This is a genomic window from Rhizobium sp. Root1212 (genome assembly GCF_001424985.1).
In the GTDB taxonomy this organism is placed as follows: Bacteria; Pseudomonadota; Alphaproteobacteria; order Rhizobiales; family Rhizobiaceae; genus Pararhizobium.
The window spans coordinates 788,267-806,292 of sequence record NZ_LMDA01000001.1 but is presented as its reverse complement, the minus strand read 5'-3'; the positions used below and the strand labels follow the sequence as shown (position 1 = coordinate 806,292).

Below are 18,026 nucleotides of genomic sequence, written 5' to 3'. Positions count from 1 at the left end.
ATCGGATCAGGGATCGAGCAGGCCGGACGCAACGCTTGCAGCCGAGGAGACGGCGACGGCAAAATCGACGCCCTTGGTAACGGTCACACCGCTGGCGCGCAGGTTGCTCGCGGCAGCCAGCGGCCCCTCGGCCGGCGCTGCGAGCGCTGTCACCGTTCCCGCGTCGAGATCGGCAAGCCAAAGTCCCGTTTCCCCCGGAACGCCCAGAACCACTACCTTCGCCATATCCATTCTCCCTCTCTGCTGGATAATGCGGTGAAAGCAGGATCATAGAGCATTTCGAGTGCGGCGGAAACGCTCTAGAAACCCGCCTTTAAAAGGCCCTCGCGGTACAGCTCCCGGTGGGCCTGATCCTTGATCGGCACCACGGCCAGCCATTTCTCGAGATCGAACTGCGGATTGAGTTCCAATGCTTTTTTCCGGTGCAGCCGCGCCTTGCGGCTGTTGCCGGTCATCGCCAGGCTCGCGGCCAGCAGCCGGTGCACGGAAGACTGATCCGACATCTTGCCGATATAGTCGACGGCATTCTGGAAGTCGGCGCTGAGGTAGCTCGCCCCCGCCGCCGCCCAGTAGTAATCGTCCGGGCAGAGCGGATTAAGCTCGATCGCCCGCTTGATCTTGACGAGGCTTTCCTCCGGCCGGGAGGCATGAACGAGGGAATCCGCCTGGCTGGCGATCGCATCGGCATAATGCGGGGAGAGCCCCACCGAGCGCTCCAGCGCCGCCAGGCTTTCCTCGACATTGCCGAGATAGAGTTCCGCAAGACCAAGCTCGCGATAGCCGGATGCTAGGTTCGGATCGTGGGCGATGGCCTGCATCGCCGCCTTGCGCGCATTGCCGAGCAGGGCGGCGTCGCCGCGCGCCGTCATCAGCCATTCCATCCAGTAGGTGCGCGCCAGGCCGCTTGCGGCGGGGGCAAATTGCGTGTGTGCGTTCAGCGTCTTGCGGAAGGCGGTGCGCGCCCGGCGCACGTCGGGAAGCGCCAGCTTGTTCAGGTGGCGAGAGCCGGCGAGATAGCCGCGATAGGCATCGGGATGCGCCTTGAAATCGTCGAAGCTGCGTTCGGAGTGCTTCAACTGGTCGGAAATAGCCCCGGTGATCAGGCGGGTGATTGTCTTGCGTTCGTGGAGCACCGCGTCGCCGCCGATGGCGAAGCGTTCGGCCCAGATCACGCTGTCGGTCGGCGCAAACACCATCTGCGCAAACAGGCTATTGTCGGTCAGGCTGGTATCGACCCAGTAGGAGATCGAATGCGCCGCAAGCAGGCTCGCCTTGTCCGGGTCGTTCTTGATCCGCTCGGCCGTATAGGGCGCGACGACAGCCACGTGGCGCAGCGCGCAAAGCTCGATGGTGATGTCCTCGATCAGGGCGCCGGCAATATCGGTGCGGGTCCCGCGCGGCGGCATGAGCGCAAGACGCGGCAGTGGCGCGGACGGCAGTTGCACGGCGTCGGGCCGCAGAGGCGCGCTTTCCGCCTCCCTTGCCGCCGGGATCGCCGGGACGGGAGCCAGCAGGCGGTTTCCGTTGAGAACCACAAGCAGTTGCTCGTCGTTGGGAAAGGTTTCCGTAAGCGTCAGTGCGGCGTGCTTGGCGAGATGGCGCTGTGCCGGGTCGGTCATGCCGGGCCAGGCGTCGAGCAGGCAATCGCGAAGCTGCAGAGCAAACAGCCGTCGCTGCCGCTCCAGCCACTCCGTGAGCCAGGCCGGCACCTCGACGCCGTCGAGGAACGGGTGTCCGACAAAGGCCTCCATTCGGAAAAACCCATGGAGCGGCATATCCTCGCCGGGCCGGAAGCTGTCGAAATCGGAGGTCAGCCCCGCAGCATCGAGGCGCACATGCTCGGCATCGAAAACCAGCGGGTTCCGCTCGCCGCCAAGGTCGGCCTGCCGGATGCGCTCGACCGTCTTTCTCAGGCTGCTCTGGGCGGTGCGCGGGTCACCGTTGCCCCACAGCAACCGGGCGGCGTCCGGCCGCCGGATCTGGGGCTTCTGTTCGCTGACGAGGTAGGCGAGGAGCAGCAGGCCTTTCTGGGGGAAGCCAAGCGGCCGTCCATCCCCAGCCGATAGCTCAAGCTTTCCAAAGAGCGAAAGGTGCGGCATTCCTGGGCATCAATCTTTTGGCGCGGCGGATGCTTTTGCCAGGGTTTCGGTCATCTTGATGATGCTGCGGCGGACGCGATCGTCCTTGATCGCAATGAAGGCCTGGTTGAGTTCCAGGCCGACGGCGGTTCCGACGAAACCGAAGATCGGATCGGCCTCGGCCAGCGGCTTCCAGCTGTTTTCCCTGGCGTTCGGGTCGCCTTCGAAGAAGAAGGTGATCTCCACGCCCAGAACCTCGGCAAGCCGGGCGAGCCGGCCGGAGCCGATGCGGTTGATGCCCTTCTCGTATTTCTGGACCTGCTGGAAGGTGATGCCGAGCTGGTCGGCAAGCTGCGTCTGCGTCATCTTCAGCAGGCGCCGCTGGGTGCGGATGCGTGTTCCCACATGAATGTCGATTGGATCGGGCGACCGGTCGTTCATCGTGCTTCCCCGTGTTTGTCATCATCGAAGATGATCGAAAAACCTGCCACTTACAACCTCCGCTGGAATTAAATTTTCCTCATGAAGAGCCTGCCGGATGAGGCGGCAAAGGGTTCAGATCGTCACCTGCTCGCCGATTTCGACCACGCGGTTGGCCGGCAGCTTGAAGTAGGCGGACGGATCGATGCCGAGGCCGGAGAGTGCGATGTAGAGATTGTCCTGCCAGCCCGGCAGGCCGGCGTCGGGGTTGCCGATCAGCGTGCGGCGGCCGAGATAGAATGAGGTCTGCATGATTTCGAACTTGAAGCCCGCTTTCTTGCAAAGTCCGAGCGCACGCGACACGTTCGGCTCGTCCATGAAGCCGAAGCAAAGTTCGATCCGGGAAAAACGCTCCGAAAGCGGCGTGAGGGTGACGCGCTCGTCATCCGGCACATAGGGTTTTTCCGAGGTGCGCACCGTCAGGATCACGTTCTTCTCGTGCAGCACGTGATTGTGCTTGATGTTGTGAAGAAGAACGACAGGCGTCTTGTCGCTGACGCTGGTGAGGAAGACGGCCGTGCCCGGAACCGTTACCGGCGGATGCTTGGATTTTTCGATCGAGCGGATGAAGACATCGAGCGGAACGTCGTTGCGCGCGGTCTTCTCGCGCAGGAAATTCGAGCCGCGGGTCCAGGTCCACATGATGATCATGATGGCAAGCGCCAGCATGACGGGGACCCAGCCGCCGTCATGGATTTTCAGCAGGTTGGCCGCGAGGAACACGGCCTCGAGGATAAGCAGCGGCAGGAGCACGGCGGCGGCGCTTGCCGGACGCCAGCCCCAGACGGAGCGCAGGAACTGGAAGGCCATCAGCGTCGTCACCACCATCGCGCCGGTGACTGAGATGCCGTAGGCGGTGGCAAGCGATTCCGAATTGCCGAAGGTGAAGATCAGAACCAGCACGCCGACGCAGAGCAGCACGTTCACGGCCGGCACATAGATCTGCCCGGTATTGGTTTCCGAGGTGAAGGTGATCTGAAGCCGCGGCAGGAAGCCGAGATGCACCGCCTGCCGCGCCAGCGAAAAGGCGCCGGTGATGACGGCCTGGCTCGCGATGATCGTCGCCAGCGTCGCCAGGATGACGACCGGCAGCAGCGCCCAGTCCGGATACATGAGGTAGAAGGGGTTGTCGGCCGCCTCGGGGTGGGTGAGCACGAAGGCACCCTGGCCGAGATAGTTGAGCGCCAGCGCCGGAAAGACCAGCACGAACCATGCCGTCTGGATCGGCTTGCGGCCGAAATGCCCGAGATCGGCATAAAGCGCCTCGGCCCCGGTCACGGTGAGGAAGACGGCGCCGAGCACGATCAGGCCGACGAAGCCGGCATGGGTGATGAACCACAGCGCATTCAGCGGGTTGAGCGCCATCAGGATAGTGAAATTATCGCCGATATGGATCAGGCCGCCCCAGGCCATGGCGAGGAACCAGAGAACGGTGATCGGCCCGAAGAAATTGGAAACCGCCGCCGTACCCTTCGACTGCACCATGAACAGGCCGAGCATGATGACGGTCGACATTGGCAGCACGTAGTCCGACAGCGCCGGTGTCACCAGCTTCAGGCCCTCCAGCGCCGACATGACGGAGAGGGCAGGGGTGATCATCGCATCGCCGATGAAGAGCGCGGCGCCGATCAGCCCGGCAAAAAACAGCACCGGCATGTAGCTGCCGGTTTTCTTCATCAGCAGCGCCAGCAGCGACAGCGTGCCGCCTTCGCCGTCATTGTCCGCGCGCAGCAGGAACAGCACATACTTGAAAGTAACGATCAGCGTCAGCGTCCAGACCATCAGCGAGATCAGGCCGATGACTTCCTGCTCGGTGATGCCGTCATGGGAAAAGGGGCGCAGCGCCTCGCGAAAGGCATAAAGCGGGCTGGTGCCGATATCGCCATAGACGACGCCGATCGAGCCGAGAAGGAGGACGAGGAATTTTTGGCCGCCGTGGTGTTCGGCATGCGCGTGGGTGTCTGTGGTATTCATCCAGCCTCCGGCCCGCCGATGCCTGTGCAGGCGGATCGGCCATATATGGAAGCAGTGCAGCATTTTGGCAATTGCTGTTTTCTCCGGCGGCTTTCGAGATGATAAACCTCGTCTCCACCATTGATTTTACAGCCGCTTGCATCATGTTTTTTCGGGTGGTGTTTTCCCCGGAGGCCAAGATGATGAAAACGACCCTTGCCCTAGCCTGCCTCGTTCTTCTCACCCTTTCCGCCTGCTCCAACACGGCCTACGGATTGAAACGCGACGGCCAGCAGGCGAGCAGCGCGCTCGACGATGCAAGCCACAAGGTGCTGACGACGAGCGGCAAAAAATAGCCGCCGTTATTCCTCTTCGATCCTGAGATCGAAGCCGGGGCTTGCTTTCAGCGTGTTGCTGACGGTGCAGATTTCTTCGGCCTGATGGATGAGCAGCGCCCGTTCGGTCGCGCCGAGATCGCCAGTGATCGTGAAGGTCGCCTGCAGCCTTTCGATGCGGGAGGCGCCATGCTCGGCCTTTTTGCCGGTAACCTCGACCGCGATGGCTTCGATCCGTTCGAGCAGGCCCGACTGGTGGGCAGCGATGCGCGCGCTCATGGCAAGGCAAGCGGACAGCGACGCATAGAGCAGATCGAGCGGGTTGAAACCCGGCTGCGACGCGCCGGTGACGATATCGATCTCGCCGCCCGTCGCCGAGACGATATGGGGAAAGCCGGTCCGGCCGAGGCTGGCGGTGGCGCCGGTCGGCCGGATTCTTGCGCGCGTGTCGTCGGCCATGTTCCTCATCTCCCTTCATCCTTCGATAACATCGTTGTGAGCTTGGCGGACGCGCTTGGCAAGGCAGGCACGATTGACGGCAACATAGTTTCGAGTTATTACTGACGAAATTCAAAAATCGTCACTCATCAGGTGTCATCTCATGGAAGAACTAGCCACAGCGGAAATCGATACGGTCCGGCAGGAAAACATCACCCGTATCCTCGATGCGGCGGAGCGTCTGTTTCGTCACTACGGCTACACCAAGACGACGGTCGCCGACATCGCCCGCGATCTCGGCATGTCGCCCGCTAACGTCTATCGGTTCTTCGCCTCGAAGGTCGAAATCCATCAGGCGATCTGCAATCGCATGCTGGCGATCAGCTACAATATCGCCCGCGCCAATGCCGCCTTGCCGCTGAGCGCCAGCGACCGCCTGCGCCGCTATACGCTCGACCAGTACAAGATGTGTATCGACACGATGATGGATCACGAGAAGGTCCACGAGATGGTGATCGTCGCCATCGAGCGGGACTGGCACGTCATCGAAAAACATATCGACCGCATGAACGCGGTCGTGGCCGAGATCATCGCCGATGGCATCGGGACAGGAGAATTTCCGCAGCAGGACGTCAAGGTCGCCGCCATGTGTTTCGGGGCGAGCACGCTGGCGCTCTGCCATCCGCAGATGGTGGCCCAATGCGTGGCCAAGCCGAACCGGGCGCAGCCCGAAGACCTGGTCGAATTCGCGATCAGGGCCTTGAAAGCATAAGCGCCGGTCACTGGCGCGCATTTTTAAAAATTTCATACGGTATCGGGAGTGCGAAGATGGTTTCGCCGGCTAGACGAGTTTTGAAGACATCGCTTTTTTCCACGCTGCTCGTGGCAGCAGCACTTGGCCTTTCCGCTTGCTCGGAAAAGAAGGCCGAAACGGCGGAGGAGGTCGTGCGGCCGGTAAAGGTGGTCGAGGTCGCGGCAAGCCAGACGCAGAGGACGCTGAATTATTCCGGCGCCGTGCGCGCCCGCAGCGAGATCGCCATGGGTTTCCGCGTGAGCGGTAAGATCACCGAGCGGCTGGTCGATATCGGCGATCGCGTCACGCCCGGCGAAATCGTGGCCCGCATCGATGGGACCGACTATATCCTGTCGGTCCGCTCCGCCGAGGCAAGCCTTGCGGCCGCCGAGCGGCAGGTGGAGACCGCCGACCTTGCCCTGAAGCGCGCCCAGCAACTGTTCGACAAGAACGTCGCGCCGAAATCCCAGCTCGAACAGGCGCAGCTCAGCTACAATCAGGCCGTCTCGACCCGCGATGCCGCGGTTTCCACGCTCGATCAGGCGCGCAATCAGGTGGCCTATGGCGAACTCCGTGCCGATCGCAGCGGCATCGTCACTGCCGTCAATGCGGAGGCCGGACAGGTCGTTTCCACCGGCACGCCGGTCGTGACGGTGGCAGTCGATGGCGAAAAGGAAGTGCAGGTCGCGGTGCCGGAAACCGATATCTTCGCCTTCAAGCCGGGCAAGACCGTGAATGTCTCGATCTGGTCGAATGCCGGCCTCAATCTCACCGGCAAGGTGAGGGAAGTCGCCGGCAGCGCCGATCCGCGCTCGCGCACTTTCGCCGTGCGGGTCAGCCTACCGAATGACGAGCGGGTGCTGCTCGGCATGACCGCTTCCGTCGCAGCGTCTGCGGAAACCGGGCCTTCTTTGGTTTCCGTGCCGTTGAGTGCCTTGGCGAAAGAGGGCGAGGGCACGCTGGTCTGGACGGTCGACCGTCAGAACGAGACGGTGCATGCCCGGCCGGTGAAGGTCGCCGATTTCAACGACAAGGATGCCCGCATCACCGACGGGCTGAAGCCCGGCGATCTCGTCGTCGTCGCCGGAACCCAGTTCATGCGCGAGGATCTGAAGGTCAAGCTGCCTTCGGGCTCGGAGCCCCAACAATCGGCTTTGGCGGATGGCGATGCCATCCCCCAGGTCCGTTGATCGCGGAGGTGAACCCATGAGCACCGTCGGCACAGGCTCCTTTAATCTCTCGCGCTGGGCGATCGGCCATCCCGCTATCGCACGCTTCCTCTTTGGCCTGATCATCGTCGCCGGGGTCTTCGGGCTGATGCGCATGGGCCAGAAGGAGGACCCGGATTTCACCTTCCGCGTCATGGTCATTCAGGTGGCATGGCCGGGCTCCTCCATCGAGGAGATGCAGGACCAGGTCGTCAACAAGATCGAGCGCAAGCTGCAGGAAACCCCGCATCTCGATTTCGTGCGCTCCTACACCCGCGCCGGCAGCGCCATCATCACGCTGCAGGTCAAGGGCGATACGAATGCGCGCGATGTGGCGGATGCCTTCTATCAGGTGCGCAAGAAGGTCGGCGACATCTCCTCCGAGCTGCCCGCCGGGCTCTATGGCCCCTATTTTAACGACGAGTTCGGCGATACCTTCATCACGCTGCATTCGATCTCCGGCGACGGCTACAGCTTCCCCGAATTGAAGAAGTTCGCCATTCAGGCGCGTGACATGCTCTTGACGACGCCCGGCGTCGAAAAGGCCGTGATCATCGGCGACCAGCCGGAAAAGATATTCATTGACGTGTCGTCGAAGGCGCTCGCCGAGCGTGGGCTTACCCTCAACGACATCAGGGAAACGCTGGCCGGCCAGAACAACATCGATCCCGCGGGCTCCGTCGATACCGGCGAGCGCTCGGTGCGCATCTCGGTCGAGGGCGGCATGCGTGGCGTCGAGGATATCCGCGAGCTGCGCCTGCGTTCCGGCGATCAGGTGACCCGCCTCGGCGATATCGCTTCGGTGACATCCGGGCTCGAAGACCCGTTCGCGCGCAAGTACCGCTTCAACGGACATGACAGCGTCCAGCTTGGCGTCGTCATGGCCAAGGGCTTCAACGTCGTCGATGTCGGCAAGGCCGTCGAGTCGACCTATGAGCGCTTCGAATCCGCGCTGCCCTATGGCGTTCAGGTCGATCAGATTTCAAACCAGCCGGAAGTGGTGACCGAAGCCGTCGGCGAATTCATGCGGGCGCTGGCGGAAGCGCTGATCATCGTGCTCGTCGTGTCCTTCCTGTCGATCGGCTGGCGCTCCGGCCTCGTCATCGCCATCGCCATCCCGCTCGTTCTGGCGGCCACCTTCGCCATCATGTACGAACTCGGCATCGACCTTCAGCGCATCTCCCTCGGCGCGCTGATCATCGCGCTCGGCCTGCTCGTCGATGATGCGATGATCGTCGTCGAGCTGATGGAACGCAAGCTGGAGGAAGGCCTCGTCAAGATCGAGGCGGCGAGTTTCGCCTATTCCTCCACCGCCTTCCCGATGCTGACAGGCACGCTGATCACCACGGCCGGCTTTATCCCCGTCGGCTTTGCCCAATCCACGGCCGGCGAATATGTACGCTCGCTGTTCTACGTCGTGGGCATCGCGCTGGTGGTCTCGTGGTTCGTCGCGGTCTATTTCACGCCGTGGCTCGGCTACATGATCCTGAAGCAGCGCCACCATGCCGGCGGTCATCACGACGTCTTCGACACCCGCTTCTATCGTCGCCTGCGCGCGACGGTCGGCTGGGCGGTAAACCATCGCATCGTCGTCATCGCCATGACGCTCTTGACCTTCGGCGTCAGCCTCTGGGCCTTCCAGTTCATTCCGAAGAATTTCTTCCCGCAATCCTCGCGGCCGGAAATCCTCGTCGATCTCTGGCTGCCGGAAGGCACCAGCATCAGGCAAGTCGAAGTCCAGGCCAAGGCGCTCGAAGCCCGCATGATGGATGACGAGGACAAGCGCTTCATCGCCACCTATATCGGCGAGGGCGCCCCCCGCTTCTTCCTGCCTCTTGACCAGCAGCTGCGCAATCCGAACTTCGCCCAGCTTCTGGTCATGGCCAAGGACGAGCCGGCCCGCGAACGGCTGATCGTCAAGCTCAGGACCATTCTGGCCGAAGACTTCCCCTCGATCCGCGCCAAGGTCGACCGCCTGTTCCTCGGCCCGCCCACGGGCTGGCCGGTACAGATGCGCGTCATGGGGCCGGATCGCGCTGAAGTGCGCCGCATCGCCGACGAGGTGAAGGCGCGATTTGCCAAAAACCCGATGCTCGGTGCCATCCACGACGACTGGCTGGAGCCGGTGCCGGCGATGAAGCTGGTGATCGACCAGGACCGTGCCCGTGCACTCGGCGTCAGCTCGCAGCGGGTCCGCCAGATGCTGCAGGCGGCGATGTCAGGTGCGCCGCTCGGCGATTTCCGCGACGGCGAGGAAACGGTCTCGATCGTTGCCCGAGAGCCGGACCACAGCCGCGAATTGCTGAGCGCCGTGAACTCGGTCTACATCCCCACCGATTTCGGCGGCTTCATTCCGCTGTCGCAAATCGCCAAGGTGGTTCCTGTCATGGAGCAGGGCATCGAATGGCGGCGCGACCGCCTGCCGACCATCACTGTCCGCGCAACCCTGCCGGACGGCGTGCAGCCGAACGACGTGACGATGAAGCTCTATGACGAGCTGAAGTACCTGCGCGACGGGCTTGCCCCAGGCTACGCCGTCCAGATCCAGGGCGGCGCCGAAGACAGCGCCGAAAGCCAGGCTTCGATCGCCGCCAAGGCGCCGATCATGCTGCTTGTCATCGTGCTCCTGCTGATGGTTCAGCTCCAGCATTTCGGCAAGGCGATGCTGGTGCTGGCGACCGGCCCGCTCGGCATTATCGGTGCGGCGGCGGCGCTGCTGATCAGCGGCGCCCCCTTCGGCTTCGTCGCCATCCTCGGCGTCATCGCGCTGCTCGGCATCATCATCCGAAACTCGATCATCCTTATAGACCAGATCGATCAGGATATCGCTGCCGGCATGCACCGGCAGGAAGCGATCATCGGGGCCGCCGTGCGCCGTTTCCGCCCGATCATGCTGACGGCCCTGACGGCCGTGCTGGCGCTGATCCCGATCTCGCGCGGCGTCTTCTGGGGGCCGCTCGCCTATGCGATGATGGGCGGCATTCTGGTGGCGACGATCCTCACTATCCTCGTGTTGCCCGCCGCTTACGCTCTGTTCTTCGGCCGCGAGCCGAAAGTGGTAGAGGAGGATACTGAGGAGCCGTCGCTGCCTGCAAAGCCCGAGGCGGTTTTTCACCCGGCAATCGCAGCGGAATAATCCCTAATGAGGCCCGCTTGCGGGCCTCTTAAGCCTATTTCCAGTGACGCTTGATTAATCAATGTGGCGCAGAATGAGGCAAATCAGCCTCTGACGGATCAAATCCCGCGTCTCGATCGTTATAGGCTGACGATACCGCGGCGGGCTGTGCCTGCCGCATCGAGGGAGGCCGTGGTGGCTGACTATATGATGAAGATGCTGATCAATATCATGGCCGGGCTTTCGCTCTTTACGGCCATGGTGCTGTGGTTCGCCTTGTAAAGCGGGCCTGAACTCGTCGAGCCGGGCGCACCTCAGGGATAGAGGTAGTGACCGTCCCATTGCTCGCGAGGCACCTGCGCGCCGATCTTGTACTTGAGCGACAGGACCTCGATATGGTCCGGCCCGGTAACACACTTGAATTTTAGCCGATACCACTCGCCCTTGCTGCGAAACACCGCGCCGGGCGCCTTGATCTGGTTGGTGTCATAGACCGGTTCGCCGAAACTGTAGGCGATTACCTTGTCGGGACGAAAGCCGCTATCGTCCTTGTTGATCCTCTCCATCGCTTCCGTATCGCAACGCTGTTCCAGCCGGGTCTGCGGATCGAGCTTCTTGAACTGGCGCACCAGCGACTGATCCATGGCGAGGGCCGGGTTTGTGAGCAGCGTGCCGAGAAACAACGGATAGACAAGTCTCTTCATTCTTCAGGGGTCTCCATCATCATGGTGGGGAGATTTCGGGGCGGGCCGAATCGCCTGCCCACCAAAGCCGTTTTTATGGTCATAGAAAGGCAAGTCGCGCCACAATGTAGCTACGCGGCGCAGACATCGACCCATTCGGCGCTGGTCAGCGCCGCCATGCGTTCCGGCGAAATCCGCACCGCCGCATGGATCGCGCCGGCCGCGGGCACCACCTCGTCAAAGGCCTTCAGCGAGCTGTCGCAATAGATACGGTGCGGCTTGACGAGACCGAAGGGGCAGACGCCGCCGACGGGATGGCCGGTCTCCGCCTCCACCTCGTCGAGGCCCAGCATGCGCGGCTTGGCGGAAAAGGCCGCCTTGAATTTCTTGTTGTCGAGCCGGGCGTCGCCGCGCGTCACGATCAGCACCACCTCGTCATTGAGGCGTACGGCGAGCGTCTTGGCGATCTGCTCGGGGGCGACCCCATGGCCGGCAGCAGCCAGCGCGACGGTGGCCGTGCTCTGTTCGAGTTCGATGACCGAAATATCCGGGGCGTGTTCGGCGAAGAAGGCTTTGACGGAAGAAAGGCTCATGGCGGGAATGACTGCAGTAGAATGGAAGGGGCCGGCCGGGGACCCGGCAACGGCCCGATCCTTTCAGTCGTCGTTCGAAGCGTCAAGGTTTTCCGGCCGGATTCCATGTTGATCGCTCGGCAGGTAACCGTGGCTGGTGAACCAGTTTTCGAGGATCGCGGCAATCGCCTGCTCGCGGGACATCATGCCGGGATGATCGGTGACGAAGGCTTGCAGGGCCTGTTCGATACGGGGTTCAAAGTTTGCTGTCATGATGCCTCGCTGTGGTTCATGCCGTTTTGACGATGCGGATCAGGGCGAGCAGGATCACCGCGCCGATGGTGGAGTGGATGATGGCGGCGACGATGCCGCTGCCGAGCGAAACGCCGAGATAGGGAAACAGCGTGCCGGCAATCACGGCACCGATGATGCCGATGACGATATTGCCGATCAGCCCGAAGCCGCCGCCGGAAACGATGAGCCCGGCCAGCCAGCCGGCGATGGCGCCGACGATCAGGAAAACGAGAATGCTTTCGATACCCATGGATGGTTCCTTTCCGTTGTATCTCGAGAAGAAGATAGAGCGGGAATCGGAAACCGTCAGGGGGAAAAGTGCCGGCGCTGCTGCCATTTTCTTCTTTTCGAAGAGAAAATCGCAGTCTTGAAACGAAGACGGCCCCGCATGCGAGGCCGTTCCATTTTTCGGTGAAGCGTCAGACGATCCCGCCACCACCGCTTTTCGATTCCGGCCGCTCGACTGCGACCCTCGCGCGGTAGCCGCTTCTGCGATAGGCGGCGACCGGCGCGATTGCGCCGCCGTTCTCCAGCCGTGCCATGGCGAGGATCGGCTCGACATCGGTGCGGAAGGCGGCTTTCAGCGTTTCCGTCGCCATCAGCGCGTCATTGCCGTCCTGATAGCTTTCGAGCGCCGTGCGGTCGACCAGCAGGGCCTGCGCATAGGCGCGGCAGACTTCCGTCGCCGAGTTCATCAGGCTCTCAATCGGGTCGGTGACATTGTGGCTCTGGTCGAGCATGTGCATCGGCGCAAAGCCTTCAGCCTTCCGCGTCTCGGCATCCACCAGTTCGTTGAAGACGAGGAACAGCCGGTAGGGGTCGATGGAGCCCGTATCGAGATCGTCGTCGCCGTATTTGGAATCGTTGAAGTGGAAGCCGCCGAGCTTCTTGAACTGAATCAGGCGGGCGACGATCATCTCGATATTGACGTTTGGCGCGTGGTGGCCGAGATCGACGAGGCAATAGGCCTTGGGGCCGAGTTCCTGGGCGATCAGGTAGTTCGTGCCCCAGTCCTGCACGACGGTTGAGTAGAAAGCCGGCTCGAACATCTTGTGTTCGGTAAACACCTTCCAGTCTTCGGGCAGGGCGGCGTACACCTTCTTCATCGCGTCGAGATAGCGTTCGAAGCTCTTGGTGAAATTGCTCTGGCCGGGGAAGTTGGAGCCGTCGCCGATCCACACCGTCAACGCTTTCGAGCCCAGCGCCTTGCCGATCTCGATACACTCGATGTTGTGATCGACGGCCTGCTGTCGGGTCGCGGCATCCGCGTGCGAGAGCGAGCCGTATTTATAAGAGAGCGCCTGATCCGGCGCATCGGAGAAGGTGTTGGAGTTCATCGCATCGAAGCCGAGGCCAAGAGCGGTGCCCTTTTCCTTCAGCTCCCTGATGTCGCTGACCTTGTCCCACGGAATATGCAGCGAGACGGTCGGTGTCGCCCGCGTCAGCTGCTGGATGACCGAGCAATCCTCGATCTTGTCGAAGATATTGCGCGGCTCGCCCTTACCGGGGAAGCGGGCAAAACGTGTGCCGCCGGTGCCGACGCCCCAGGAGGGAACGGCAACACCGTAAGCCGCGACTTTCGCTTTTACCGCATCGATATCGACGCCGCGGCGGGCAAGCCGCTCGCCGAGGCTCTTGTAATCCTGCGTCAAAGCTTCAGCGCGCGCTGCGTTTTCGGCGTCGATGACTTGCCTGTCGATCATCAAGGTCATGGCCGTCTCCGATCAGCGCGTGAACGACTGGGCATTGCCCGCATCGACATTGATGATGTTGCCGGTAGACTTGGCCGACATATCCGACGCCAGGAAGTAGATCGCCTCTGCGATATCCTCCGGGAAGACGGATAGCTTCAGCATCGAACGCTCGCGATAGAGCTTTTCGAGGCCTTCGGTGTCGGTGTTGTAGATCGCCGCGCGCTGTTCCTTCCACTCGCCGCTCCAGATTTTCGAGCCGCGCAGAACGGCATCCGGGTTGACGACGTTGACGCGGATCTGGGCGGATGCGCCTTCAAGCGCCAGGCACCGGGCAAGATGAATTTCGGCGGCCTTCGCCGTGCAGTAGGCCGACGCGCCGGGGGAGGCGGCAAGCCCGTTCTTGGAGGCGACGAAGACGACATTGCCGCCGGCCTTCTGGCTGCGGAAGATGCGGAAGGCGGCGCGGGAGACGAGGAAATAGCCGGTCGTCAGGATGTTGATGTTCTTGTTCCAGAGATCGAGGGTCGTGTCCTCGACTACGGCGGAGGAGGCAAGCCCGGCATTGGAAACGAGAATGTCGAGCCCGCCGAATTCGATCACGCCATTGGCAAAGCTTCTATCGACCGCGGCTTCGTCCGTGACGTTCATGTTCACGATGCGGACGAAATCCTTGCCGTAGCGGCCGCCGAGTTCGGCATAGGCCTCCGCCAGCGCCGGCTCGTCGATATCGGCGAGGATGACGCAGGCGCCCTCCGCCATCAGCCGGTTGGCCGTCGCCTTGCCGATGCCGCCGGCGCCGCCGGTGACGAGGGCGATCTTGCCGGCCAGCATCTTCGGCTTCGGCATGCGCTGCAGCTTGGCCTCTTCCAGGAGCCAGTATTCGATGTCGAAGGCTTCCTGCTCGGGCAGGCCGACATAGGTCGAAACGCCCGAAGCGCCGCGCATAACATTGATGGCATTGACGTAGAATTCGCCGGAAATCCGCGCCGTTGCCTTGTCCTTGGCAAAGGTGATCATGCCGACGCCGGGCACGAGATAGACGACCGCGTTCGGGTCGCGCATCGCCGGGCTGTTGTCGCGTTTGCAACGCTCGTAATAGGCGGCGTAACCGGCGCGGTATTCGGCGATTGCGGCCTCGAGACCGGCAAGCGTCTTGTCGATATCGGGATTGGCCGGATCGAAATCGATCACCAAGGGGCGGATTTTCGTGCGCAGGAAATGATCGGGGCAGGAGGTGCCGAGCGCTGCCAGCGGTTCAAGGTTTTTCGATGTCACGAAATCCAGCACGGCTTCGCTGTCGTCGAAATGCCCGAGCTTGCGCTCGTCGGCACTGATCATGCCGCGAATGACCGGCATCAGTTTTTGCACGACCGTACGGCGTTCCGAGGAGGGGAGCACCGGCTTGACGGCGCCACCGAAGGCGGGAGCGGTGTTTTCCGTCTCGAACCAGGCAATCGCCTTGTTGATGATCTCGATGGTGGTTTCGTAAGCTTCCTTGGCCGTATCGCCCCAGGTGAACAGGCCGTGGCTTTCAAGGATCAGGCCGCGCGCATTCGGGTTTTCGGCGCAGAATTTTCCGAGCCACAGACCCAGCTCGTAACCCGGCCGCTTCCAGGGCAGCCAGCCGATATCGTCGCCAAAAATCTGCTGCGTCAGCTCGCGGCTGTTCTGCGAGGCGGCAATCGCGATGATCGCGTCGGGGTGCATGTGGTCGACATGCTTCTTCGGAACATAGGCGTGCAACGGCGTATCGATGGAAGCGGCGCGCGGATTGAGGTTGAAGGTGCAATGGGGCAGGTAGCCAACCATTTCATCCTCGAACTCGACGCCGCGATAGAGGTTTTTCAGCGCATTGAGCTTGTCCATGTAAAGCGTGGAAAAGCCGTCGAGCTTGATCGTGCCGACATCGCCGCCCGAACCCTTGACCCAGAGAACCTCGACCTCGCCGCCGCCCAGCGGGTCCTTTTCCATGACCTTGGCAGAGGTATTGCCGCCGCCGTAATTGGTGATGCGCTTGTCGGAGCCCAGCAGATTGGAGCGATACAGCAGCCGTTCCGGCTCGCTCATCCCGGCAGCCTTCGCGTCATCCCAGAGATTGCTCAGGCGCGCACCCTGTTGCTTGTCGAGCATCGATAGTTCCTCCCGATCAAATTGGCCCGATGGCTCTCGCCCGGACCCTTTCATTGTGATCAGATCACATAATCGAAATGCCGATGTCAATCAGAAACGATCAAAAATGATCATATTGCGCTGCACAATGAAAATTTATGATCGTATGTGATTGACAATGCGCGGTCGTGATGGAAAATTGATGCTCACAGGAGGAGCGAATGCACGAAAAAGAGCGCCACAGGATCATTCTGTCCGCCGTTCAGGAAAAGCCCGTGGTCACGGTGCCGGAGCTGGTCGAGTTGACGGATAGTTCCGAGGCCACCATCCGACGCGATATCGCAGCACTCCACGTGCAGAAGAAGCTGCGCCGGGTGCGCGGTGGCGCCGAAGCGCTCAACCCGCCGCAGTTCGTCGGACTTGCCGGCCGTCCCTTCAGCGTCAATGAAGGCCTGCATGCCCGCCAGAAGCAGGCCATCGCCCGCGAGGCCGTGGCGCTCTGTCAGGATGGCGAGCCGATCATCATCAATGGCGGCACGACCACCTTCCAGATGGTGCATTTTCTGGTGAACCGCCGCATGCAGGTGTTCACCAATTCCTTCCCCATCGCCGAGCATCTGCTGAAGCATTCGAAGAACACGGTGACACTCTCCGGCGGCACGATCTACCGCGAGCAGAACATCATCCTCAGCCCCTTCGACAATGACGTGACGCGCAATTTCTATGCGCGCCGCATGTTCATGGGGGCTCAAGGGTTGGGTCCGCTCGGCCTGATGGAAGGTGACCCGCTGCTGATCCAGGCGGAGCAGAAGCTGATCGATCAGGCCGACGAACTGATCGTGCTGGTCGATTCCTCGAAATTCCATCGCCGCTCCAGCCTCATTCTCTGCGGGCTGAAGCGCATTTCGACCGTGATTACCGATGCCGGCATCGAAGACAGGCACGCCAAGATGCTTGAGGACGCCGGCGTCAATCTGGTGGTGGCCGAGACGAAACCGGATGCCGCCAGAGCGAATGCTTCCTCGATCGCCTGAAGGCGGCGGGGAGGGGGAGTGAAGACGGGAACTTGCCTATAGGCATGGTCATCGGGACCGGCCGGGCACAAGGGAGGAGACTGCAATGAAACTCGCAAAGACACTGATGATGACGGCAGCCGTATCGCTGGCGCTCATGGCCAATGCGGCCCACGCCGAAAACAAGAAGATCGCCCTGGTCGTCAAGGCGCTCGGTATCGGCTTCTTCGAAGCCGCCAACAAGGGCGCACAGGAAGCCGCCAAGGAACTGGGCGATGTCGAGGTGATCTACACCGGCCCGACGACAACGACGGCCGAAGGTCAGATCGAAGTCATCAACTCGCTGATCGCCCAGAAGGTCGATGCCATCGCCGTTTCGGCCAATGACACGGATGCGCTGGTTCCGGCGCTGAAGAAGGCCATGGACCGCGGCATCAAGGTCATCTCCTGGGATTCCGGCGTTGCCAAGGATGGCCGCCTGATGCACCTCAACCCGTCGTCCAGCCCGCTGATCGGCAACATGATCATCAAGCTCGCCGCCGACAACCTGCCGGATGGCGGCGATGTCGCCGTTCTCTCGGCCACCGCCACCTCCACGAACCAGAACGTCTGGATCGAGGAAATGAAGAAGGTGCAGGGCAACTACAAGGGCATCAATGTCGTCGCCACCGTCTATGGTGACGACCTCGCCGACAAGTCCTACCGCGAAACCCAGGGTCTCATTCAGTCCTACCCGAACCTGAAGGCGATCATCGCGCCGACGTCGGTCGGCATCGTTGCGGCCGCGCAGGCTGTCGAGGATGCCGGCAAGGTCGGCCAGATCAACGTCACCGGTCTCGGCCTTCCCTCGGAAATGGCAGGCCACGTCAAGGCCGGTTCGTCCAAGTCCTTCGCGATCTGGAACCCGATCGACCTCGGCTACTCCGCAACCATGATCGCCTATGACCTGATCGGCGGCGCGGAAGCCAAGCCCGGCGCCGAGCTGAAGATGGGCCGCATGGGTTCCGTCAAGCTCGACGACAACAACGAAGGCGCGATGGCCGATCCGTTCGTCTATGATGCCTCTAACGTCGAAGAGTTCGCAAAGATCTTCTGATCTGACGAGACGCTGAGAAAGCCCCTCATCCGCCCTGACGGGCACCTTCTCCCCGTGAACGGGGAGAAGGGACATGCGGCGGCCTCTGTCGTCCTTTTCCGGCCGTGCGGATGGAAGGAGGAGCGACAAACTCCATCGTCCCCTCTCCCCGCGTGCGGGGAGAGG

Annotated in this window: 16 protein-coding genes and 1 pseudogene; 6 read left to right on the top strand and 11 right to left on the bottom strand. The window is 62.0% G+C overall.

Annotated features, from left to right (window positions below; genetic code table 11):
* Positions 1-6: 6 nt before the first annotated feature.
* From ASC86_RS03860 to ASC86_RS03845, 4 genes are all read right to left on the bottom strand, one after another.
* Positions 7-225, bottom strand: a complete 219-nt coding sequence (locus ASC86_RS03860) for a hypothetical protein (RefSeq protein WP_056316277.1) — start codon at positions 223-225, stop codon at positions 7-9.
* A gap of 74 nt (positions 226-299) precedes the next feature.
* On the bottom strand, positions 300-2,099 hold the full coding sequence (locus ASC86_RS03855) for a hypothetical protein (protein WP_056316274.1): 1,800 nt from the start codon (positions 2,097-2,099) through the stop codon (positions 300-302).
* Positions 2,100-2,108: 9 nt separating this feature from the next.
* Entirely contained in the window at positions 2,109-2,519 is a 411-nt protein-coding gene (locus ASC86_RS03850; protein ID WP_056316270.1) for a helix-turn-helix transcriptional regulator, read from the bottom strand.
* Between the two features lie 114 nt (positions 2,520-2,633).
* Entirely contained in the window at positions 2,634-4,532 is a 1,899-nt protein-coding gene (locus ASC86_RS03845) for a potassium transporter Kup (RefSeq protein ID WP_056316269.1), read from the bottom strand.
* A 179-nt stretch (positions 4,533-4,711) separates the two neighbouring features.
* On the opposite strand from ASC86_RS03845, the gene ASC86_RS03840 reads away from it, so the two are divergent.
* Positions 4,712-4,867 carry a hypothetical protein gene (locus tag ASC86_RS03840; RefSeq protein ID WP_056318216.1) on the top strand — a complete coding sequence of 52 codons (156 nt, stop codon included), beginning with the start codon at positions 4,712-4,714 and terminating at the stop codon, positions 4,865-4,867.
* A 6-nt stretch (positions 4,868-4,873) separates the two neighbouring features.
* Here ASC86_RS03840 and ASC86_RS03835 read toward each other — a convergent pair whose 3' ends face one another.
* Positions 4,874-5,305 (bottom strand): OsmC family protein, encoded by a 432-nt coding sequence (locus tag ASC86_RS03835; protein WP_056316266.1) that lies wholly within the window; start codon positions 5,303-5,305, stop codon positions 4,874-4,876.
* A 142-nt stretch (positions 5,306-5,447) separates the two neighbouring features.
* On the opposite strand from ASC86_RS03835, the gene ASC86_RS03830 reads away from it, so the two are divergent.
* The 3 genes and pseudogenes from ASC86_RS03830 to ASC86_RS03820 all read left to right on the top strand — a co-directional run.
* Positions 5,448-6,056, top strand: a complete 609-nt coding sequence (locus ASC86_RS03830) for a TetR family transcriptional regulator (RefSeq protein WP_056316263.1) — start codon at positions 5,448-5,450, stop codon at positions 6,054-6,056.
* 56 nt (positions 6,057-6,112) lie between these two features.
* On the top strand, positions 6,113-7,267 hold the full coding sequence (locus ASC86_RS03825) for an efflux RND transporter periplasmic adaptor subunit (RefSeq protein WP_056316261.1): 1,155 nt from the start codon (positions 6,113-6,115) through the stop codon (positions 7,265-7,267).
* A gap of 16 nt (positions 7,268-7,283) precedes the next feature.
* Positions 7,284-10,340, top strand: a pseudogene (locus ASC86_RS03820) (efflux RND transporter permease subunit); the annotation flags it as partial.
* Positions 10,341-10,714: 374 nt separating this feature from the next.
* On the opposite strand, the gene ASC86_RS03815 reads toward ASC86_RS03820, so the two are convergent.
* The 6 genes from ASC86_RS03815 to ASC86_RS03790 all read right to left on the bottom strand — a co-directional run bounded on the left by ASC86_RS03815 (position 10,715) and on the right by ASC86_RS03790 (position 15,773).
* Positions 10,715-11,104, bottom strand: coding sequence for a DUF930 domain-containing protein (locus tag ASC86_RS03815; RefSeq protein WP_056316253.1), 390 nt, complete (start codon positions 11,102-11,104; stop codon positions 10,715-10,717).
* A 110-nt stretch (positions 11,105-11,214) separates the two neighbouring features.
* A complete protein-coding gene (locus ASC86_RS03810) occupies positions 11,215-11,676 on the bottom strand; it encodes a YbaK/EbsC family protein (protein WP_056316250.1) in 462 nt (153 codons plus the stop codon).
* Between the two features lie 63 nt (positions 11,677-11,739).
* On the bottom strand, positions 11,740-11,928 hold the full coding sequence (locus ASC86_RS03805; protein ID WP_056316247.1) for a hypothetical protein: 189 nt from the start codon (positions 11,926-11,928) through the stop codon (positions 11,740-11,742).
* 16 nt (positions 11,929-11,944) lie between these two features.
* Positions 11,945-12,199, bottom strand: coding sequence for a GlsB/YeaQ/YmgE family stress response membrane protein (locus ASC86_RS03800; RefSeq protein ID WP_056316244.1), 255 nt, complete (start codon positions 12,197-12,199; stop codon positions 11,945-11,947).
* A 169-nt stretch (positions 12,200-12,368) separates the two neighbouring features.
* On the bottom strand, positions 12,369-13,661 hold the full coding sequence (rhaI, locus tag ASC86_RS03795; protein WP_056316240.1) for an L-rhamnose catabolism isomerase: 1,293 nt from the start codon (positions 13,659-13,661) through the stop codon (positions 12,369-12,371).
* 12 nt (positions 13,662-13,673) lie between these two features.
* Positions 13,674-15,773: a bifunctional rhamnulose-1-phosphate aldolase/short-chain dehydrogenase gene (locus ASC86_RS03790; protein ID WP_056316237.1), complete on the bottom strand. Its 2,100-nt coding sequence runs from the start codon at positions 15,771-15,773 to the stop codon at positions 13,674-13,676.
* A 200-nt stretch (positions 15,774-15,973) separates the two neighbouring features.
* Between ASC86_RS03790 and ASC86_RS03785 the strand changes: the two genes are divergently transcribed.
* Complete coding sequence (locus ASC86_RS03785) at positions 15,974-16,786, top strand: DeoR/GlpR family DNA-binding transcription regulator (RefSeq protein WP_056316235.1); 813 nt, start codon at positions 15,974-15,976, stop codon at positions 16,784-16,786.
* An 85-nt stretch (positions 16,787-16,871) separates the two neighbouring features.
* Positions 16,872-17,861 (top strand): rhamnose ABC transporter substrate-binding protein, encoded by a 990-nt coding sequence (gene rhaS / locus ASC86_RS03780; RefSeq protein WP_056316232.1) that lies wholly within the window; start codon positions 16,872-16,874, stop codon positions 17,859-17,861.
* Positions 17,862-18,026 lie beyond the last annotated feature (165 nt).

Bases quoted from the DNA above. Each gene is read 5' to 3' on its own strand.
- ASC86_RS03860 (WP_056316277.1), bottom strand. From the start codon at position 225: ATGGCGAAGGTAGTGGTTCTGGGCGTTCCGGGGGAAACGGGACTTTGG.
- ASC86_RS03855 (WP_056316274.1), bottom strand. From the start codon at position 2,099: ATGCCGCACCTTTCGCTCTTTGGAAAGCTTGAGCTATCGGCTGGGGAT.
- ASC86_RS03850 (WP_056316270.1), bottom strand. From the start codon at position 2,519: ATGAACGACCGGTCGCCCGATCCAATCGACATTCATGTGGGAACACGC.
- ASC86_RS03845 (WP_056316269.1), bottom strand. From the start codon at position 4,532: ATGAATACCACAGACACCCACGCGCATGCCGAACACCACGGCGGCCAA.
- ASC86_RS03840 (WP_056318216.1), top strand. From the start codon at position 4,712: ATGATGAAAACGACCCTTGCCCTAGCCTGCCTCGTTCTTCTCACCCTT.
- ASC86_RS03835 (WP_056316266.1), bottom strand. From the start codon at position 5,305: ATGGCCGACGACACGCGCGCAAGAATCCGGCCGACCGGCGCCACCGCC.
- ASC86_RS03830 (WP_056316263.1), top strand. From the start codon at position 5,448: ATGGAAGAACTAGCCACAGCGGAAATCGATACGGTCCGGCAGGAAAAC.
- ASC86_RS03825 (WP_056316261.1), top strand. From the start codon at position 6,113: ATGGTTTCGCCGGCTAGACGAGTTTTGAAGACATCGCTTTTTTCCACG.
- ASC86_RS03815 (WP_056316253.1), bottom strand. From the start codon at position 11,104: ATGAAGAGACTTGTCTATCCGTTGTTTCTCGGCACGCTGCTCACAAAC.
- ASC86_RS03810 (WP_056316250.1), bottom strand. From the start codon at position 11,676: ATGAGCCTTTCTTCCGTCAAAGCCTTCTTCGCCGAACACGCCCCGGAT.
- ASC86_RS03805 (WP_056316247.1), bottom strand. From the start codon at position 11,928: ATGACAGCAAACTTTGAACCCCGTATCGAACAGGCCCTGCAAGCCTTC.
- ASC86_RS03800 (WP_056316244.1), bottom strand. From the start codon at position 12,199: ATGGGTATCGAAAGCATTCTCGTTTTCCTGATCGTCGGCGCCATCGCC.
- rhaI (WP_056316240.1), bottom strand. From the start codon at position 13,661: ATGACCTTGATGATCGACAGGCAAGTCATCGACGCCGAAAACGCAGCG.
- ASC86_RS03790 (WP_056316237.1), bottom strand. From the start codon at position 15,773: ATGCTCGACAAGCAACAGGGTGCGCGCCTGAGCAATCTCTGGGATGAC.
- ASC86_RS03785 (WP_056316235.1), top strand. From the start codon at position 15,974: ATGCACGAAAAAGAGCGCCACAGGATCATTCTGTCCGCCGTTCAGGAA.
- rhaS (WP_056316232.1), top strand. From the start codon at position 16,872: ATGAAACTCGCAAAGACACTGATGATGACGGCAGCCGTATCGCTGGCG.